Annotated in this window: 11 protein-coding genes; 2 read left to right on the top strand and 9 right to left on the bottom strand. The window is 71.4% G+C overall.

The features are described 5' to 3' along the window. Positions 1-39: 39 nt before the first annotated feature. A complete protein-coding gene (locus ABEA26_RS05925) occupies positions 40-1,950 on the bottom strand; it encodes a heavy metal translocating P-type ATPase (RefSeq protein ID WP_345589876.1) in 1,911 nt (636 codons plus the stop codon). Between the two features lie 56 nt (positions 1,951-2,006). On the opposite strand from ABEA26_RS05925, the gene ABEA26_RS05920 reads away from it, so the two are divergent. Beyond that, on the top strand, positions 2,007-2,369 hold the full coding sequence (locus tag ABEA26_RS05920; protein WP_345589874.1) for an ArsR/SmtB family transcription factor: 363 nt from the start codon (positions 2,007-2,009) through the stop codon (positions 2,367-2,369). 73 nt (positions 2,370-2,442) lie between these two features. Here ABEA26_RS05920 and ABEA26_RS05915 read toward each other — a convergent pair whose 3' ends face one another. The 8 genes from ABEA26_RS05915 to ABEA26_RS05880 all read right to left on the bottom strand — a co-directional run bounded on the left by ABEA26_RS05915 (position 2,443) and on the right by ABEA26_RS05880 (position 13,573). After that, the gene (locus ABEA26_RS05915) at positions 2,443-6,375 is read right to left on the bottom strand and encodes a glycoside hydrolase family 2 TIM barrel-domain containing protein (protein WP_345589872.1); all 3,933 of its coding nucleotides are present in this window, start codon (positions 6,373-6,375) and stop codon (positions 2,443-2,445) included. A gap of 222 nt (positions 6,376-6,597) precedes the next feature. After that, the gene (locus tag ABEA26_RS05910; RefSeq protein ID WP_345589870.1) at positions 6,598-6,984 is read right to left on the bottom strand and encodes an alkaline phosphatase D family protein; all 387 of its coding nucleotides are present in this window, start codon (positions 6,982-6,984) and stop codon (positions 6,598-6,600) included. Beyond that, positions 6,985-8,334 (bottom strand): RNA-guided endonuclease InsQ/TnpB family protein, encoded by a 1,350-nt coding sequence (locus tag ABEA26_RS05905; protein ID WP_345589869.1) that lies wholly within the window; start codon positions 8,332-8,334, stop codon positions 6,985-6,987. Between the two features lie 24 nt (positions 8,335-8,358). Continuing rightward, positions 8,359-9,045 (bottom strand): ABC transporter ATP-binding protein, encoded by a 687-nt coding sequence (locus ABEA26_RS05900; protein WP_345589867.1) that lies wholly within the window; start codon positions 9,043-9,045, stop codon positions 8,359-8,361. Then, positions 9,038-10,039: an ABC transporter ATP-binding protein gene (locus tag ABEA26_RS05895; RefSeq protein ID WP_345589865.1), complete on the bottom strand. Its 1,002-nt coding sequence runs from the start codon at positions 10,037-10,039 to the stop codon at positions 9,038-9,040. Before ABEA26_RS05895 ends, ABEA26_RS05900 begins: the two co-directional genes overlap by 8 nt. Continuing rightward, entirely contained in the window at positions 10,036-10,974 is a 939-nt protein-coding gene (locus ABEA26_RS05890; RefSeq protein ID WP_345589863.1) for an ABC transporter permease, read from the bottom strand. The genes ABEA26_RS05895 and ABEA26_RS05890 overlap by 4 nt, the downstream gene beginning before the upstream one ends. A 5-nt stretch (positions 10,975-10,979) precedes the next feature. Beyond that, complete coding sequence (locus tag ABEA26_RS05885; RefSeq protein ID WP_425587791.1) at positions 10,980-11,948, bottom strand: ABC transporter permease; 969 nt, start codon at positions 11,946-11,948, stop codon at positions 10,980-10,982. Positions 11,949-11,980: 32 nt separating this feature from the next. Further along, on the bottom strand, positions 11,981-13,573 hold the full coding sequence (locus ABEA26_RS05880) for an ABC transporter substrate-binding protein (RefSeq protein ID WP_345589859.1): 1,593 nt from the start codon (positions 13,571-13,573) through the stop codon (positions 11,981-11,983). A gap of 199 nt (positions 13,574-13,772) precedes the next feature. Here ABEA26_RS05880 and betT point away from each other — a divergent pair, with 199 nt between their 5' ends. Further along, positions 13,773-15,896: a choline BCCT transporter BetT gene (gene betT / locus ABEA26_RS05875; protein WP_345589857.1), complete on the top strand. Its 2,124-nt coding sequence runs from the start codon at positions 13,773-13,775 to the stop codon at positions 15,894-15,896. Positions 15,897-15,907 lie beyond the last annotated feature (11 nt).

Genomic DNA, 15,907 nt, shown 5'->3' with positions numbered 1-15,907 from the left:
TCGTCCCGCGCCTCCTCGTCGTCCCGCCCGTCCTCGTCGTCACTCGGATCGCCAGGCCGACTCGCGCAGCAACCGCAGTCCGTTGAGGCCGACCAGCACGGTCGAGCCCTCGTGCCCCGCGACGCCGATGGGCAGCGGCAGGTGACCGATCAGGTCCCACAGGACGAGGACGGTGATGAACGTACCCGCGATGACCAGGTTCTGCAGCACCAGCCTCCGCGCGCGCCGGGAGAGACGGACGACGGCGGGCACGGCCGCCAGCTCGTCGCGCACCACGACGGCGTCGGCCGTCTCCAGGGCCAGGTCGGAGCCGACGCCGCCCATGGCGACGCCGGCGTGCGCGGCGGCGAGCGCGGGGGCGTCGTTGACGCCGTCGCCGACGAAGAGCACCCTGCGGCCGGACCGCTCCAGTTCCCGTACGGCCTTGACCTTGCCCTCGGGCAGCAGCTGCGCGCGGACGTCCGTGATGCCGGTGGCGGTGGCCACCCGGGCGGCGGCGGAGGCGTTGTCGCCGGTGAGGAGGGTGGGGGCGGTGCCGGTGAGGGCGGTGAGCGCGGCGGCGGCCGGGGCGGCGTCGACGCGGATGCGGTCGGTGAGGGCGAGGGTGCCGACGGGGGCGCCGTCGCGGGTGACCTGGACGGTCGTCTCGGCGCCCTCGGGGGTCTTCGCGCGGCCGACCCGCACCTCGTGGCCGTCGACCACCGCCGTCACCCCGCGGCCCGGGGCGGCCGTGAAGTCCTCCGCGGCGGCGATGCGCAGGCCGCGGGTGTGGGCAGCGGCCACGATCGCGCGGGCCAGCGGGTGCTCGCTCGGGTGCTCGGCCGCGGCGGCGAGCGCGAGGAGGGCCTCCTCGTCGAGACCGGAGCCGGACAGCGGCCGTACGGCGGTCACCTCGGGGGTGCCCTCGGTGAGGGTGCCGGTCTTGTCGAGGGCGGCTGCGTCGATCTCGCCGAGGCGTTCCATGGCGACCGCCGACTTCACCAGGACGCCGTGCCGGCCGGCGTTGGCGATGGCGGAGAGCAGAGGCGGCATGGTCGCGAGAACGACCGCGCAGGGCGATGCGACGATCATGAAGGTCATGGCGCGCAGCAGGGCGTCGGTGAGGCCGGCGCCGAAGGCGAGCGGGATGCCGAAGACGGCGAGGGTGGCGGCCACCATGCCGACCGCGTAGCGCTGCTCGATCTTCTCGATGAACAGCTGCGTCGGTGCCTTGGTGCGGGACGCCTCCTCGACGAGGGTGACGATCCGGGCGATCACCGAGTCGGCGGGGTCGCGTTCGACGCGGACGCGCAGTGCGCCGGTGCCGTTGAGGGTGCCGGCGAAGACGTCGTCGCCGGGGCGCTTGAGGACCGGGAGGGACTCGCCGGTGATGGTCGCCTGGTCGACCTCACCGGCGCCGTCGAGGACCGAGCCGTCGGCGCCGATCCGCTCCCCCGGCCGGACCATGAGCACGTCGCCGACGGCGAGGTCGGCGGTCGGGACCCTCTCCTCGCGGTCGCCGGTGAGGCGGGTCGCGGTGGTGGGCGCGAGGTCGAGCAGGCCGCGTACGGAGTCGGCGGTGCGGGCGGTGGCCAGGGCCTCCAGGGCACCGGAGGTGGCGAAGATGACGATCAGCAGGGCGCCGTCGAGGACCTGGCCGATGGACGCCGCGCCCAGCGCCGCGACGATCATCAGCAGGTCGACGTCCAGGGTCTTCTCACGCAGCGCGCGCAGGCCCTCCAGCGCGGGTTCCCAGCCGCCCGCGGCGTAGGCGACGGCGTACAGCGGACCGTACGCCCAGGCGGGGGCGCCGCCGAGGTCGAGGGAGAGCGCCGACAGGAACGCGAGCAGCGCGGCCAGCGCCCAGCGGGCCTCGGACAGGGCGAGGACGCGGGTGCGGCGGCGGGGCGCCGTCCGGGCGGGTGCGGGGACGGGTGCGGGGGCGAGTGTGGTGGACACGCCGCACACCATACAGGAACGAATGAAGACTCATTCATGTGTTCATCTGTGGTGAGTAGGATGAGCGCATGGGTCACGGAGCCGCCACCACCGCGCAGGACGCCGCCGCACGCGTGCGTCTGGACGCGGACAACGTCGCCAAGGTCGCCACCACGCTGCAGGCCCTGTCCACGCCCTCCCGGCTCCTGATCCTGGCCCGGCTGCGCGAAGGGCCGCTGCCCGCCACCGAGTTGGCGGCGGAGGTCGGCATGGAGCAGTCGGCCTGCTCACACCAGCTGCGGCTGCTGCGCAACCTGGGCCTCGTGGTGGGTGAGCGCCGGGGCCGGTCTGTGGTGTACGCGCTGCACGACCACCATGTCGCCGAGCTGCTCGACCAGGCCGTCTACCACGTGGAACACCTGCGGCTGGGCATCAGCGACGCGACGGACTGACCCGCCGCCGCACGCGGGCGGCGACGGGCCGGCCGGACCGTCGGAGCGTACGGGGCCCGGGTCCCGGCCGGTGCTATTCGGTCGCCGTGGGCCGCCGCGAGGCCTTCATCGCGTCCTTCACGTCGGTCAACGGGCGCAGCCGGTACGTGTAGGAGTAGTCCCGGTCGGCGAAGAGCTTGAACTCGTCGTGCGTGTGCGCGCCCCAGCTGTTGTCGCCGCCGACGCCCATCTGCCGGTGGTTCAGGCGCAGGACGACCTCGTCCCTCGGGGTGAGCTGGTAGTCGTGGCGCACGCCGGCCGACAGGTCCTCCGGCGTGAAGAAGGAGGCGTTCGCCTCCAGCAGGGGTTCACCGGAGGCGAGCAGGCCCACGCCACGGCGGTCGGTGAGGGCGATCCAGCGGACGTCGGTCCTGTTGCCGTTCTCCTGCGGTCGGATGTACGGCGTCCACTGCTCGGCGACGGTCCCGGAGTACAGGCCGACGTCGGTGCCGGTGTTGCGGTCCCAGTGGTTCTCCTCGGGGCCGCGGCCGAAGTAGTGCAGGCGGTCCAGACGGCGCGGCAGGAAGAGCAGGGTGCCGACCTCCGGGATGTAGGGCAGGCTCGCGGCGCCCGGGTGCAGGGTGTTGTCGACCTTGATCTCACCGTTGCCGAACACCGTGTACGTGGTGGTGTACGTGGACTCCACCGTGGTGGGCAGCGTGCCGCCGACCTTGATCTCGACGGCCCGGTCGCCGAGGGCCCGCACGGTGACGTCCGTGACCTTCCGCCGGGCGCCGGCGTCGCGCCAGGTCTGGTTGCGGGTGTGCTGGCCGTTGCCCTTGTCGTTGTCGGTGGGCGCCCGCCAGAAGTTGGGCGCGGGCCCGGAGGTGAGCAGCCGGGTGCCCTTCGCCTCGTAGGAGGTGATGGTGCCGGTGCGCTTGTCGACGGTGACCGAGAAGCCCCTGCCGCTGACCCGCACGTCCTTCTCGCGGTCGTCGTGGCGCAGGGCCGGGACGCGGTCCAGGCGTACGGGGGTCACGCCGGGGACGTCGGCCTCGACCGGGAGCTGCTGCCGGGCCACCTCGAAGCCGGCCTCGGCCCACGGGGTGGACTCCTTGGTGGTGAAGGAGAGTTCCAGGAAGTACTCGGTGCCCGGGTCCGGGTCGCCCGGCAGCCGTACGGGGACGGTGATGTCCTTGCTCGACCGCGGCGCCACGTCCAGCTGGCCGCGGGTCAGCTTGCCGCGCCGTACGGCCCTGCCGTCGGCGACGAGTTCCCAGCGGCCCTCGAAGTCGCTCAGGCCGGTGAAGAGGTACTCGTTGGTGAGGGTGACGGCACCGGGACCGCCGCCGGGGGTGCGGGCGGCGTTGATGGCCTGGTAGACGCGTTTGACCTCGGTGGCCTTGCCGGTGTGCCCGCGGTCGGCGGTGACGACTCCGTCCGCGACGAAGGCGCCGTCGTTGGGGTTGTCGCCCCAGTCACCGCCGTAGGCCAGGAACGTCTTGTCCCTCGGCCGCTTCTCGGCGGCCTTGACGGTCGCGGCGTCGAACCAGAACCGCACGCCGTCGTCCCCCGGGCCGCGGCCGTCGTCGGCCAGTTCGGTGGCGGCGAGCGCGCGGGCGTAGACGCGGGCACGACGGATGGCGCCGCTGAACTCCCTGACCTGGGTGTCGGCGTCGGTGGCGAGCGCGAGGGGCGCGGTGTTGCTGCTGGGCCGCCGGTCGGTGGTGCGGGTGGCCCGTACCGCGCCGTCGACGTACAGGGTCAGGGTGCCGGCGTCGGCGTCGAAGACACCCGCGATGTGGTGCTCCCGGCCGGTCCAGTCGTCCGGCACGGTCCAGTTCGCGGTGATCCACTGGCCTTCGGAGTGGATGAAGAACTCCAATCGCCGGTCGTTCTGCTTCAGCGCGTACTGGGTGTCGCCCTTGGCGAGGATGGGCTGGTGGTAGCCGGTGAAGTGCGGGGTGACCCAGGCCTCCAGGGTCAGGGAGTCCGTGAGGTCGAGGCTGTCGTCGCGCTCGAAGACCGTGATGCCGGACAGGCCCTTGCCGCGGTCGAGCCTGCCGCGGGTGGCGAGGATCTCGCCGCGCAGCCCGGCCGGCCCGGTCTCGGTCAGCAGGGTGCGGGCGGGGACGGGCGTGTACAGGGACTGGTCGACGAAGTCCCAGATCCAGCCGCCCTGGAGCACGTCGTGGCTTCGCACGACGTCCCAGTACTTCTTGAAGTTGCCGTTGGAGTTCCCCATCGCGTGGGCGTACTCGATCATGACGTACGGCCGGGTGTCGGCGGTGTCCTTCGCGCGCTGCTCGACGCGCTGCGGGCTGTCGTACATCTCGGAGCGGATGTCGCTGATTCCCGGGCGGTCGTCGCCCTCGTACTGGATGACCCGGGTGGGGTCGTAGGAGCGGATCCAGTCGTGCATGGCGGTGAAGGTGCTGCCGCCGCCGGCCTCGTTGCCGAGCGACCAGATGACGACCGAGGCGTGGTTCTTGTCCCGGTGGACCATGTTCTGGGCGCGGGCCACGCAGGCCTCGGTCCAGTCGGGGTGGTCGCCGGGGTACTCGTCGCGGATGCCGTGGGTCTCGAGGTTGGTCTCGTCGACGAGGTAGAGGCCGTACTCGTCGGCGAGTTCGTACCACAGCGGGTTGTTCGGGTAGTGCGAGGTGCGGACGCTGTTCATGTTCATCCGCTTGATGATCTTGATGTCCTCGACCATGTCCTCGCGGGTCAGGGCCGTGCCGCGGGAAGGGTGCATCTCGTGGCGGTTGGTGCCGCGGAGGGAGACGGGCCTGCCGTTGATCCGCATCAGCCCGTCCTTGAGCGCGAACTCGCGGAAGCCGACCCGGTGCGACAGGGTCTCGACCACCTTGCCCGCCGGGTCCCGCAGCCGCAGGACGGCCGTGTAGAGGTCGGGGTGTTCGGCCGACCACAGCCTGGGCTTCGGCACCGCCTTGGCCGCCCGTACGGTGACGTCCTGGCCGGCATCGGCCGTGCCGAGGTCGGCGGACTGCTCCAGCGGCCGGGACCAGACGGCGTGGCCGCGCGCGTCGTACAGCTGGGTCTCCACGGTGTACCGGCCGGTGGCGCTGTCACCGCCGCCGTACGCCCGTACGCTCGCGGTGACCGCCAGTTCGGCGTCCGTGTACGTGTCGTCCAGCGAGGTGTCCAGCTTGAAGTCGCGCAGGTGCACGGCCGGCGTGGAGTAGAGGTGGACCGAGCGGAAGATACCGCTCAGCCGGATCATGTCCTGGTCCTCCAGCCAGTCGCCGTCGGCGTAGCGGTACACCTCCACCGCGATCTGGTTGGTGCCGGGCCTCAGGTGGTCGGTGATGTCGTACTCGGAGGGCGTGTAGGAGTCCTCGTCGTAGCCGACCAGTTCGCCGTTGATCCACACGTAGTGGGCGGACTTGACGCCCTCGAAGTGGAGGAAGGTGCGGCGGTCCTTCCAGTCGCGCGGAACGGTGAAGGTGCGCCGGTACTGGCCGACCGGGTTGTAACGGGTCGGCGCGGCGGGCGGCTGCGGGTCCTCGCCGTGGCCGTTGGGGCCCCAGTAGGGGTACGTGATGTTCAGGTAGATCGGGAAGTCGTGGCCGTGCAGCTGCCACACCGAGGGGACCGGGATGGTGTCCCAGTCGCCGTCGTCGGTGTCGGTGCGGTGGAAGTCGGCGTCCCGGTCCTCGGGGCGGTCGGCGTAGGCGAACTTCCAGGTGCCGTCGAGGCTCTGCCGGTACGGCGAGCGGGTGCGGTCGCCGGTGAGGGCCGCTCTCACGTCCGCGTAGGGCATGAGGGTGGCGTGGGGCGGCTCGGTGCCGAGCCGGAAGACACCGAAGTCGTTCCACCGAGGGGTCTTGTCGGCCGCCGCCCGCCGGCCGGCCGCCTGCGTCGCGAGCGGTGACGCGGACGACAGGGCGAGCGCGCCCAGGACGGCGGCGCCGCCCTCCAGGAGACGGCGACGGCTGACGACCGGACGGGAGGGGCGGGACGGGCGGGCCGTGGATTCGGCGGGTGACACGGGCGAGTGCGGCATGACCGTGGCCTTCCGTGGGCATCGGGGGCGGCTCAACGCACGGTGCTGTGACAGCAGTTGATGTAGAGCAGCAACACAACTGCCGGTGACGCGGCGACTACTGAGTCAGCCCACACCCTAGGACTCGAACACAACCGAATCAATTACCCCGTCGGACTTTGTTGGTTCCTGAGTGGCGGGCGTCGGCACCCGAACACGAGGCCGACACCCGGCACCCGACGTTCAGACGGCCTGGACTCCCGGCACGCCCGTCTCGATCACGAACGACTTGTCGGTCCGGACCGGGGCGCCGGGCCGGGTGACGTAGTCGACGACACGGTAGTCGGCGGTGTACCGCTCCTTGGACACGGTGCAGCGGACGTAGCCGCGGCGGCTGTAGTACTTGGTGTGCGGGTTCTCGTCCCAGTACACCTGGCCGGGATCGTGGGTGGCCGAGCCGTCGCCGCCCGAGGTGATCGACGTGGTGACGAACTCGCTGCCCACCAGTCGCGTCTCGGGGCGCTCGAAGTCGCGGCGCAGGTCATTGGTCCAGTTGTTGGGTCCGGACCGGCGCGGCGTCCCAGTTGGCGAATTGAAGTGCTCTCCCGGCCGGAGCCGGGAGATTCCCACCTACCTTGCGATGGCGGGCTTGACGCGACGGGCACGCCTGACGACTGCCCTCCCGGCAGCCGGGATCGACACGTGGCCGATCCGGTACAAGTGCAAGATGTTCCGAGCCGCGTTCCAGTCGGCGTTCGCCTCGAAGCCGCAGTCCGGATTCTTGCACACGAACGTGGCCTGATCCTGCCTGCTGCCCGGTGTGGTAAGGCCGCAGGCCGAGCAGCGCAGGGAGGTTCCGGGGGCCGGTACCCTCCGGAGGGTACCGCCGCGCTGGGCGAGCTTGTATGTCAGCATCGTGACCGTGCGGCCCCAGGCCTCCTGGACGATGGAGCGGTTCAGCCCGGCCTTCTGCGCGACGTTCCTCCCCGGCTCCTCAACCGTGCCCCGGGCGGAGCGCACCATGTTCCTGATGTCGAGTTGCTCGACCACGACCGCCCCATATCGGTCGGCGATCTCGGTCGTGGTCTTGTGCTGCCAGTCAACGACTCGGCGCGTGGCTGTTGCGCGGAGACGCTTGATCTGGTCGTAGGTGTTACGCAACCGGCGCGAGATACGCTCGCCCGACTTGCGGCAGGCCTTGCGATGTGCGGCGCGCCGTTCCAAGCACAGAAGCTTGGCCTTCTCCTCGCTGGTCAGCCACTTGTCACGGTCGGCCGTTCCGTCCACCTGGTGTGCGGTCCGACCATGGTCGAAGTGATGGCCGTCAGAGAGGGCCAGAGGCAGATTCACCCCGGCGTCGATGCCCACCTCGGGTCCCCGGTGGGGTCCAGCTACGGGTTCCACCGCCTGCACACGGAAGGCAATGTGCCAGCCGAGCACGTCCTTCACCAGACGTGCGCCGGAGATTCGATTCCCCTTGTTAGCACGCTTGCCCACCGGCAGGTCCTTGGTCCAACGGAAGCGAACCCGACCGACCTTGGGCAGGTTGACCATGCCCCAGCGGCGGTGCACACGGACGATATTCAGGTCCCGGCCCTGTGGGATGTCCACGCTCATCACTGAGCGGATGCGGGACTTGAAGGCCGGTGCGTCGGCGCGGCCGTCCCAGCAGTTGCGCCACGCCTGGAAATAGGTCTTCAGCACCGCCTGCGCGGCCTGCGCGGCCTGCGCGGCCTGCGCGGCCTGCGCGGGCAGTATGGCGAGCCAATCGAGATCCTGGCGGGCACGGCGGATCGCCGCGTCCGCTGCGGCCAGGGAACGCTTGTCCTTCGGCAGCATGGTCCACCAGTCGTGGAGCAGGTTCCACGTGACACGGGCTGCGTGCGCCTGGCCATCAACGACCCGGACCTGCGCGGGGGTCAGTGCCAGCCGGGCGCGATGCCCGAACTGCCGCTGCACCCAAGCACTTTCCGTAGCCATTCGATCACTCTGGCATTTCACCTCCTAGCGGATGGCCACATCGTCGGCAGAGACCGCAGCGGTCAACGTGGCCCATTCGACGGTGCGGTCGCACCAGCGGTCCAGGAGGACACGGTCGTGACCGACGGCCAGCAGCCCCGCGCCGGCGTCGGCACGGTAGTCCTCCACCACCCGGACCAGGGCGGCGGTGGTCGAGGCGTCCAGCATCGCCGTCATCTCGTCGCACACCAGCCAGCGCGGACGCAGCACGAGGGCGCGAGCGAGGCAGGCGCGCTGCAACTGGCCGTCGCTGACCTCGTGCGGGCGCCTGCCGAGCAGGTCGGCGGTGAGCCCCACTGTGGCGGCCAGCTCGGCGACCCGGTCGGCGACGCCCTCGCGCCGGCCGGTGGCGCGCAGTGGCTCGGCGATCAGGTCAGTGAGTGCCAGCCGGGGGTCGGCGGAGAGCCGGGCCTGCTGGAAGACGACTCCGAAGGCGGTGCGCTGTTCGCGCGGGGCGCGGTGGCGCCAGCGCCGTACGGGCGTGCCGTCGACGACCAGGGTCCCGGCCTCGGGGTGGTGCAGCAGGGCCGCGACCCTGGCGAGGGTGGACTTGCCGCAGCCGCTCGGGCCGAGCAGCCCGACGGCCTCGCCCGGCGCGACGGACAGGGAGATGCCCCGGATCACGGGCGCGTTCCCGTCGTATCCGGCGGTGATGGCGCGCAGTTCAAGCACGGTCGGCGACCTCCGTGAGGGCTGCGTGCGGGTGGTGGCAGGCGACCGTGGCGGTCAGCGTCGGCAGCGCGGCGCAGGCGTCGGTGGTCCGGTCGCAGCGGGCGGCGAAGGCGCAGCCGTCGGGGAGGGCGCCGAGTTCGGGCGGCAGGCCGGGGATGGGGGCGAAGGCGCGCTCGGGCAGGGCGTCGAGCAGGCCCCTGCTGTAGGGATGGCGCGGGCCGGGAGCACCGAAGAAGTCGCGGGCGTCCGCCAGTTCGACGATCCGGCCCGCGTACATCACTGCGATCCGGTCGGCGATGCGCTCGGCGGCGGTCAGGTCGTGGGTGATCATCAGCAGGGCACGGTCGCCGTCCGTCACGCCGCCCTTGTGGCCGACATTGTCGACATGTCGCCGTAGCTCGTCGACGGTGCGGTCCACCAGGTCCCGGTCGAGGCCGGTGGTCGGCTCGTCGGCGAGCAGCAGCGGGGCGTCGCCGACGAGGGCGAGCGCGGTGGCGGCACGCTGGGCGAGGCCTCCGGAGAGTTCGTGGGGGTGGTGGTCGAGGTGGTCCTGCGGGAACGCGGCGCGCTCGGCGGCGGCCTCGGCGGCCGTGCGCAGGGCGGCGCGGCCACGGACCGCGGTGAGTTCCGCGACCGTCTCCTCCAGCTGCGAACGGATGGTGCGGACCGGGGTGAGGTGGGCGGCCGGGCTCTGCGGGACCAGACCGATCAGCCGGCCCCGTACGGTACGGGCGAAGGCCCGCTCGTCGGCGGCGAGCAGGTCCAGGTCGCCGAGCAGCGCGCGGCCGGCGGTCCGCGCGTTGCCGGGCAGCAGCCCGAGCAGGGCGGAGGCGAGGACGGACTTGCCGCAGCCGCTCTCGCCGATCAGGGCGAGGCACTCGCCGGCCGCCACGTCGAAGTGGGCGTCGGTGACGGCGGCGATCCGGCGCCCGCCCGGCATCCCGAAGCGCACGGACAGACCGCGTACCGACAGCACGGGGGCTCGCTCGGTCACAGCATCAGCTCCGATCGGCGGCGCGGGTTGAGCCGCTCCCGCCAGGCACCGGCGAGGCCGGCGACGGCGAGGGTGGGGACGATGATGAACAGGCCGGGGAAGAGGGTCGGCCACCACTGCCCGGCGAGCAGGGAACCCCGCGCTTCCTGGATCAGGTTGCCGAGGCTCGCGGTGTGGGTGGGCAGCCCGAGCCCGAGGAAGGACAGCGCCGACTCGTGCCACATGGCGTGCGGCACCATCAGCACGGCGGCCAGCGCGGCCTGGGGCAGCACGCCCGGCAGCAGATGCCGTACGGCCACCCGCCACCGGGAGGCACCGCCGGAGACGGCCGCGTCGACGTAGGGGCGCGAGCGCAGGGACAGCACCTCGGCGCGGACGATGCGCGCGGTGGACAGCCAGTGGGTGAGCGCGACGGAGATCACCACCGGCCAGACGCCCGGCCGGAACATCGCGACGATGAAGATGCCCATCAGCAGGTGGGGTACGGAGGAGAGAGTGTCGACGACCCGCATGACGGCGCGGTCGACCCAGCCGCCCAGCGCTCCGGCGGTGGCGCCCACGGCGGTGCCGACCACGGTGGCCGTCAGCGCCGCCGCCACCCCGACGAGCAGGGAGACGCGCAGGCCGTACACGCAGCGCAGCAGCAGGTCCCGGCCCACGTCGTCGGTGCCGAACGGGTGCTCCCGGCTGGGCGGTCGCAGCTTCGCGGCCAGGTCGACCGCCTGCTGGTCGAGCTGCGCCAGTGGCGGTACGAGCAGCACGGCGAGGACCGTCGCGGCCAGCAGCGCGGCGGAGGTGCGCAGGCGCAGGGTGCGGGTGGAGCGGCGGTTGGCGCCGTGTGAGCGCCACGCCGGGCCGGGGCGCGCCGGGCCGGTACGCGCCGCCTTCCCGGCCTTCCCCGACTCCTCGGCCTTCGCTGCTGCGGTCTCAGCCATGGACATCACATCTCACTGTGCTTCACCCTCGGGTCGAACAGTCCGTAGAGCAGGTCGGCGAGCAGGTTGCCGGCGAGTACGGCGGCGGTGGCGAGGACCGTCAGGGCGGCCAGCAGCGGGAAGTCGACGGCGGTGGCCGCCTCGACGGTGGCCGCGGCGATGCCGGGCCAGCTGAACACCGTCTCCACCAGCAGGGCGCCGGTGATGAGTTCGGGCACGCGGGAGCCGATCAGGGTGAGCACCGGCAGCAGCCCCGAGCGCAGGGCGTGCCCGAGCAGGACCCTGCCCTCGCCGATGCCGCGGGCCCGCGCACCGCGTACCGGGTCCTCCGCGAGGGCGTCGCCGACGCCCTGGCGTACGTACAGCGTGAACCAGGGCAGCTGGGAGAGGGCGAGCACGCCCGCGGGCAGCACGAGGTGGCTCGTGACCTGCCCCGGCGTGACGTGCTCGCTGGCGGTGTCCGTCAGGCCGCCGGCCGGCAGCACGTCCCACTGGAGGGCGAACAGCCACACGGCGAGCAGCGCGATCCAGAAGACCGGCGCCGCCTCCAGGGTGTACGCGAGCGAGGTGACCGCCCGGTCGAGCATCGATCCGGGACGGCGGGCGGCCAGCACGCCGAGCAGCGTGCCCAGCAGGACGGCGAAGGCGAAGGCGACGGCGCACAGCAACGCGGACCAGACGAGGCGTTCGCCGATGACCTGTGCCACCGGCTGGCGCATCACCCCGGAGTGGCCGAGGTCGCCGGTGAGCGCGGAGGTCAGCCAGTTCCACCAGCGGACGACGAACGACTGGTCCACGCCGAGGTTGTCCCGCAGCCGGTCCAGGGTCTCCTGATCGGCGCCGAGCGCGGCGGTGCCGGCGTACGCCTTGACGGGGTCGAAGGGGGAGGCGGCGGCGATGGCGAAGACGCCGAAGGTGACGACGAGGACGATGGGCGCGGCGAACAGGACCCGCCGCCCGGCCAGCCGTCCCATCGCTCCCCACGGCAGCCGCCGGTGGGACCGGGTCATTTCTTGGGCTGCCAGTCCTCGATGTTCCACCAGGGCCCGCTGGCGAAGCCGTGCTCGTGCGGCTCCAGCTGCGTGGTCAGTCCGTGCCAGCGGTCGGCGAGGACGTAGAGGTGGTCGATGTGGGTGAGAAAGGTGTAGCCGGGGTTCTCCACGAGCGCCTTCTGGATCTTCTCGTAGGCGGCGCCGCGCACCTCGGGGTCCTGGCTGCGGCGGCCGGCGTCGAGTGCCTCGTCCACGGCCGGGTTGTCGTAATGGGCCATGTTGTTGAATCCGTCGCCGGCGAGCGAGGAGTGCAGCAGGGTGTACAAGCCGAAGTCCGGGTCGCCGACGCTGCCGAAGCCCGCCATGACCGCGTCGCTCTTCATCCGCGGCTCGATGACCTCCCAGGTGGCGCCCTCCACCTTCACCTCGATGCCGGCCTTCTTGGCGTCGGAGGCGTAGGCGAGCGCGTGGTCCTGGCGGACCTTGTCGCCCGAGGGGTAGTACAGGGTGAAGGAGGCGCGCTGCCCGTCCTTGGCACGGACGCCGCCGGATCCGGGCTTCCAGCCGGCCTCGTCCAGGATGCGCTCGGCCTCGGCCAGGTCGTGCGGGCGTTCGATGCCGCGCGCGTACCAGGGGTCGTCGACGGGCAGCGGCCCGTACGCCGGCCGGCCCGCGCCGTCGAGGATCTTGTCGACCATGGCCTGGCGGTCCACGGCCGCGTCCAGGGCCCGCCGGATCGCACGGTCGCCGGTGACCTTGCCCGCGGTGGGCAGGGTGACGGCCCGGAAGTCGTAGGACCTGGCCTCGTACGTGCGCCGGCCGTCGTCCTTCTCGAAGGTGGCGGCGAGGTTGGGCGGCAGGACGGCGCCGTCGAGGTCGCCGGAGCGCAGGCGGGTGGCGCGTACGTTGTCGTCGGCGATGACCGCCATGGTGAACGACTTCACCGCGGGCTTGCCGCCCCAGTAGTGCGGGTTGGCCTTGAAGGCGAGTTTCTCGCCCTTGCTCCAGTTCGTGAGGACGTACGGACCGGTGCCGACGGGCTTGGTGTTGAAGTCGCCGGTATTGGGGTCCTGCTTGCCCGCCACGTGCTCGGGGACGATGGGCAGCACCGTGCGGGCGGCGAAGGGCGCGTAGGGGTACTTGAGGGTGAAGACGACGGTGTCGTCGCCGTTCGCGCGCACGCCCTCGATCGCGTCTAGTTCGCTCCGGGCGGTGCTGTTGGTCTTCGCGTCCAGGATGGTGCGGTACGTGTAGACCACGTCCTGGGCGGTCAGCGGTTCGCCGTCGCTGAACTTCACGCCGTCGCGCAGGGTGTACGTGTACGTCCGGCCGCCGTCGGCGATCTTCGGCAGCGCGGTCGCCAGGGCGGGCTTCAGCTTCAGGTCGGTGTCGCGGGCGAGCAGCCCGTCGAAGATCTTGGAGTTTCCGTCCTTGCCGTAGCCGAGCAGCGGGCTGAGGGTGTCCGGCTCGGAACCCACCCCGATCACCACGGAGTCGGCCGGCGCCGCGTCACCGTCGCCCGTTCCGCCCCCGGGTGCGGAGCAGGCGGTGACGCCGACGGCAAACGCCGCCGCGGCGGCGGCACTTCGTATCCGACGGGTCGTCATGTGTCCCCCACGCTTGTTGTTGATGCGAGGTTATTGCACATCAGTGGCAATTACTGCGTCAAGCCAGGTGAGTGAGATGTACCGCCCGACGGCGAGAGACCGACACGGCCGACCGGTGCTGGACGGGCCGTGCGATCGGCAGCACACTGCCTTAACGCCTGAGTCAGCCCATATGGGCGCCAAATCGGAGGAAACGGCCGTGTCGACCGTAGGAGACAGAAGCGCCGGAGCAGATCCGGAAGGGCCGTCGAGCGACACCGAAGCGGCGGGCACGGGAACGCTCAAACCCGTGGTCTTCTTCGGGTCGGCCGCACTGATCCTGGCGATCTCGATCTGGGCGATCGTCACGCCCTCCGGCGCCGAATCGGCCATCGGGGTGGCGGTCGACAGGATCTCCTCCTGGTTCGGCTGGTACTACTTCCTCGCCGCGACCGTCTACCTGGTCTTCGTCGTCTTCATCGGCGTGTCCAAGTACGGCACGATCAAGCTGGGTCCCAAGCACTACAAGCCCGACTACGGGCTCTTCGCGTGGGCGGCGATGCTGTTCGCGGCGGGCATCGGCATCGACCTGATGTTCTTCTCCGTCGCCGGCCCGGTCAGCCACTACCTCGCGCCGCCGGAGGGTGACCCGGAGACGGTGGAGGCGGCCCGGCAGGCGGTGGTGTGGACGCTGTTCCACTACGGCATCACCGGCTGGGCCATGTACGCGCTGATGGGCATGGTGCTCGGCTACTTCGCCTTCCGGTACCGGCTTCCACTCGCGATCCGTTCCGCGCTCTATCCGATCATCGGGCGCCGGATCCACGGGCGGATCGGTGACGCCGTCGACCTGGCGGCCATCATCGGCACCGTGTTCGGCATCTCCGTGTCGCTCGGCATCGGTGTGGTGCAGCTGAACTACGGGCTGAAGGTGCTCTTCGACGTACCGGAGGGGCTCCCCGCGCAGATCGGCCTGATCGTCGTGGCGGTGGTGATGGCCACGGTGTCCGCGGCGGCCGGTGTGGACAAGGGCATCCGCCGGCTGTCGCAGCTCAACGTCCTGCTCGCCGTGCTGCTCATGCTCTTCATCCTGGTCGTGGGCGAACCGTTCCGGCTGCTCAACTCGCTCGTCCAGAACGTCGGGGACTACGTCAGCCGCTTCCCCTCGATGACCCTGAACACCTTCGCCTACGACCAGCCGACGGAGTGGCTGGACGCGTGGACGCTGTTCTTCTGGGCCTGGTGGATCGCCTGGGCGCCGTTCGTCGGGCTGTTCCTGGCCCGGATCTCCCGCGGCCGCACCCTGCGCCAGTTCGTCGCCGCGACGCTGATCATCCCGTTCATCTTCACCGGCCTCTTCCTGTCCGTCTTCGGCAACAGCGCGCTGTTCGTGGTCCGCGACGGCGACACCGCTTTCGGCCGGAGTGCGATGAACGCCCCCGAGCAGGGCTTCTACGGCCTGCTGGAGCACTACCCGGGTGCGCTCTTCAGCGCCGGACTCGCCACGTTCGTCGGGCTCCTGCTGTACGTCACCTCCGCCGACTCCGGGGCCCTCGTCATGGGCAACCTCAGCTCCCGTCTGCCGACCCCGGTGACGGACGCGGCCCCGTGGCTGCGCATCTTCTGGGCGGTGACGACAGGGCTGCTCACGCTCGCCATGCTCATCGTGGGCGGCGTGCAGGCACTCACCGACGCCACCATCATCATGGGTCTGCCCTTCTCCTTCGTGATGTTCCTGATCATGGTGGGGCTCTATCTGGCGCTGCGTACCGAGTCCATGCGGGAGGAGGCGCTGGCCACCACGCTGCCGGGGTCGCTGTCCGGGCGTACCACGCAGCAGGGCCCTCCGGGGGCACGGAACTGGCGGCACCGGCTGGCGCGGGCGATGGCATTCCCGGGCAGGCGGGCCGCCGCCGGATTCGTCGAGGACGTGTGCCGCCCCGCCCTCCAGGAGGTCGGCCAGGCGCTGCGGGAGCAGGGGACGGAGGCGGAGTTCCTGGAAGGCGTCAACCAGGAGAACGGCCTCGCGCACGTCGGCCTTCGGGTGCCGATCGGTCCGAACGCCGCGTTCGTCTACGAGGTCTGGCCCGTCGAGAAGCCGACGCCGGGCTTCGCCACCCGGTCGGTGACCATCCACGACACCTACGTGCGCTACGAGGTCCGGCTCGCCGAGGGCAACCAGGGCTACGACGTGATGGGGTACACCAAGGAACAGCTCATCGGCGACAGCCTCGACCAGTACGAGCGGCATCTGGAGTTCCTGCGCATGCACCGCGAGGCGGCCGACCGGTCCGCCCTGCCCGACCACCGCCCGGACGCTCCGGAGGCACACCTGCCGGAATAGCCGCCCGACGG

Origin of the sequence: Streptomyces marokkonensis (genome assembly GCF_039539045.1) — a bacterium.
GTDB lineage: Bacteria > Actinomycetota > Actinomycetes > Streptomycetales > Streptomycetaceae > Streptomyces > Streptomyces marokkonensis.
Note: the sequence above shows the minus strand (reverse complement) of the source record. Positions and strands in the feature narration are given on the sequence as shown.

Excerpts from the sequence above, each read along its gene's own strand:
- ABEA26_RS05925 (WP_345589876.1), bottom strand. The coding sequence starts at position 1,950 with ATGGTGTGCGGCGTGTCCACCACACTCGCCCCCGCACCCGTCCCCGCA.
- ABEA26_RS05920 (WP_345589874.1), top strand. The coding sequence starts at position 2,007 with ATGGGTCACGGAGCCGCCACCACCGCGCAGGACGCCGCCGCACGCGTG.
- ABEA26_RS05915 (WP_345589872.1), bottom strand. The coding sequence starts at position 6,375 with ATGCCGCACTCGCCCGTGTCACCCGCCGAATCCACGGCCCGCCCGTCC.
- ABEA26_RS05905 (WP_345589869.1), bottom strand. The coding sequence starts at position 8,334 with ATGGCTACGGAAAGTGCTTGGGTGCAGCGGCAGTTCGGGCATCGCGCC.
- ABEA26_RS05890 (WP_345589863.1), bottom strand. The coding sequence starts at position 10,974 with ATGGCTGAGACCGCAGCAGCGAAGGCCGAGGAGTCGGGGAAGGCCGGG.
- ABEA26_RS05885 (WP_425587791.1), bottom strand. The coding sequence starts at position 11,948 with ATGGGACGGCTGGCCGGGCGGCGGGTCCTGTTCGCCGCGCCCATCGTC.
- ABEA26_RS05880 (WP_345589859.1), bottom strand. The coding sequence starts at position 13,573 with ATGACGACCCGTCGGATACGAAGTGCCGCCGCCGCGGCGGCGTTTGCC.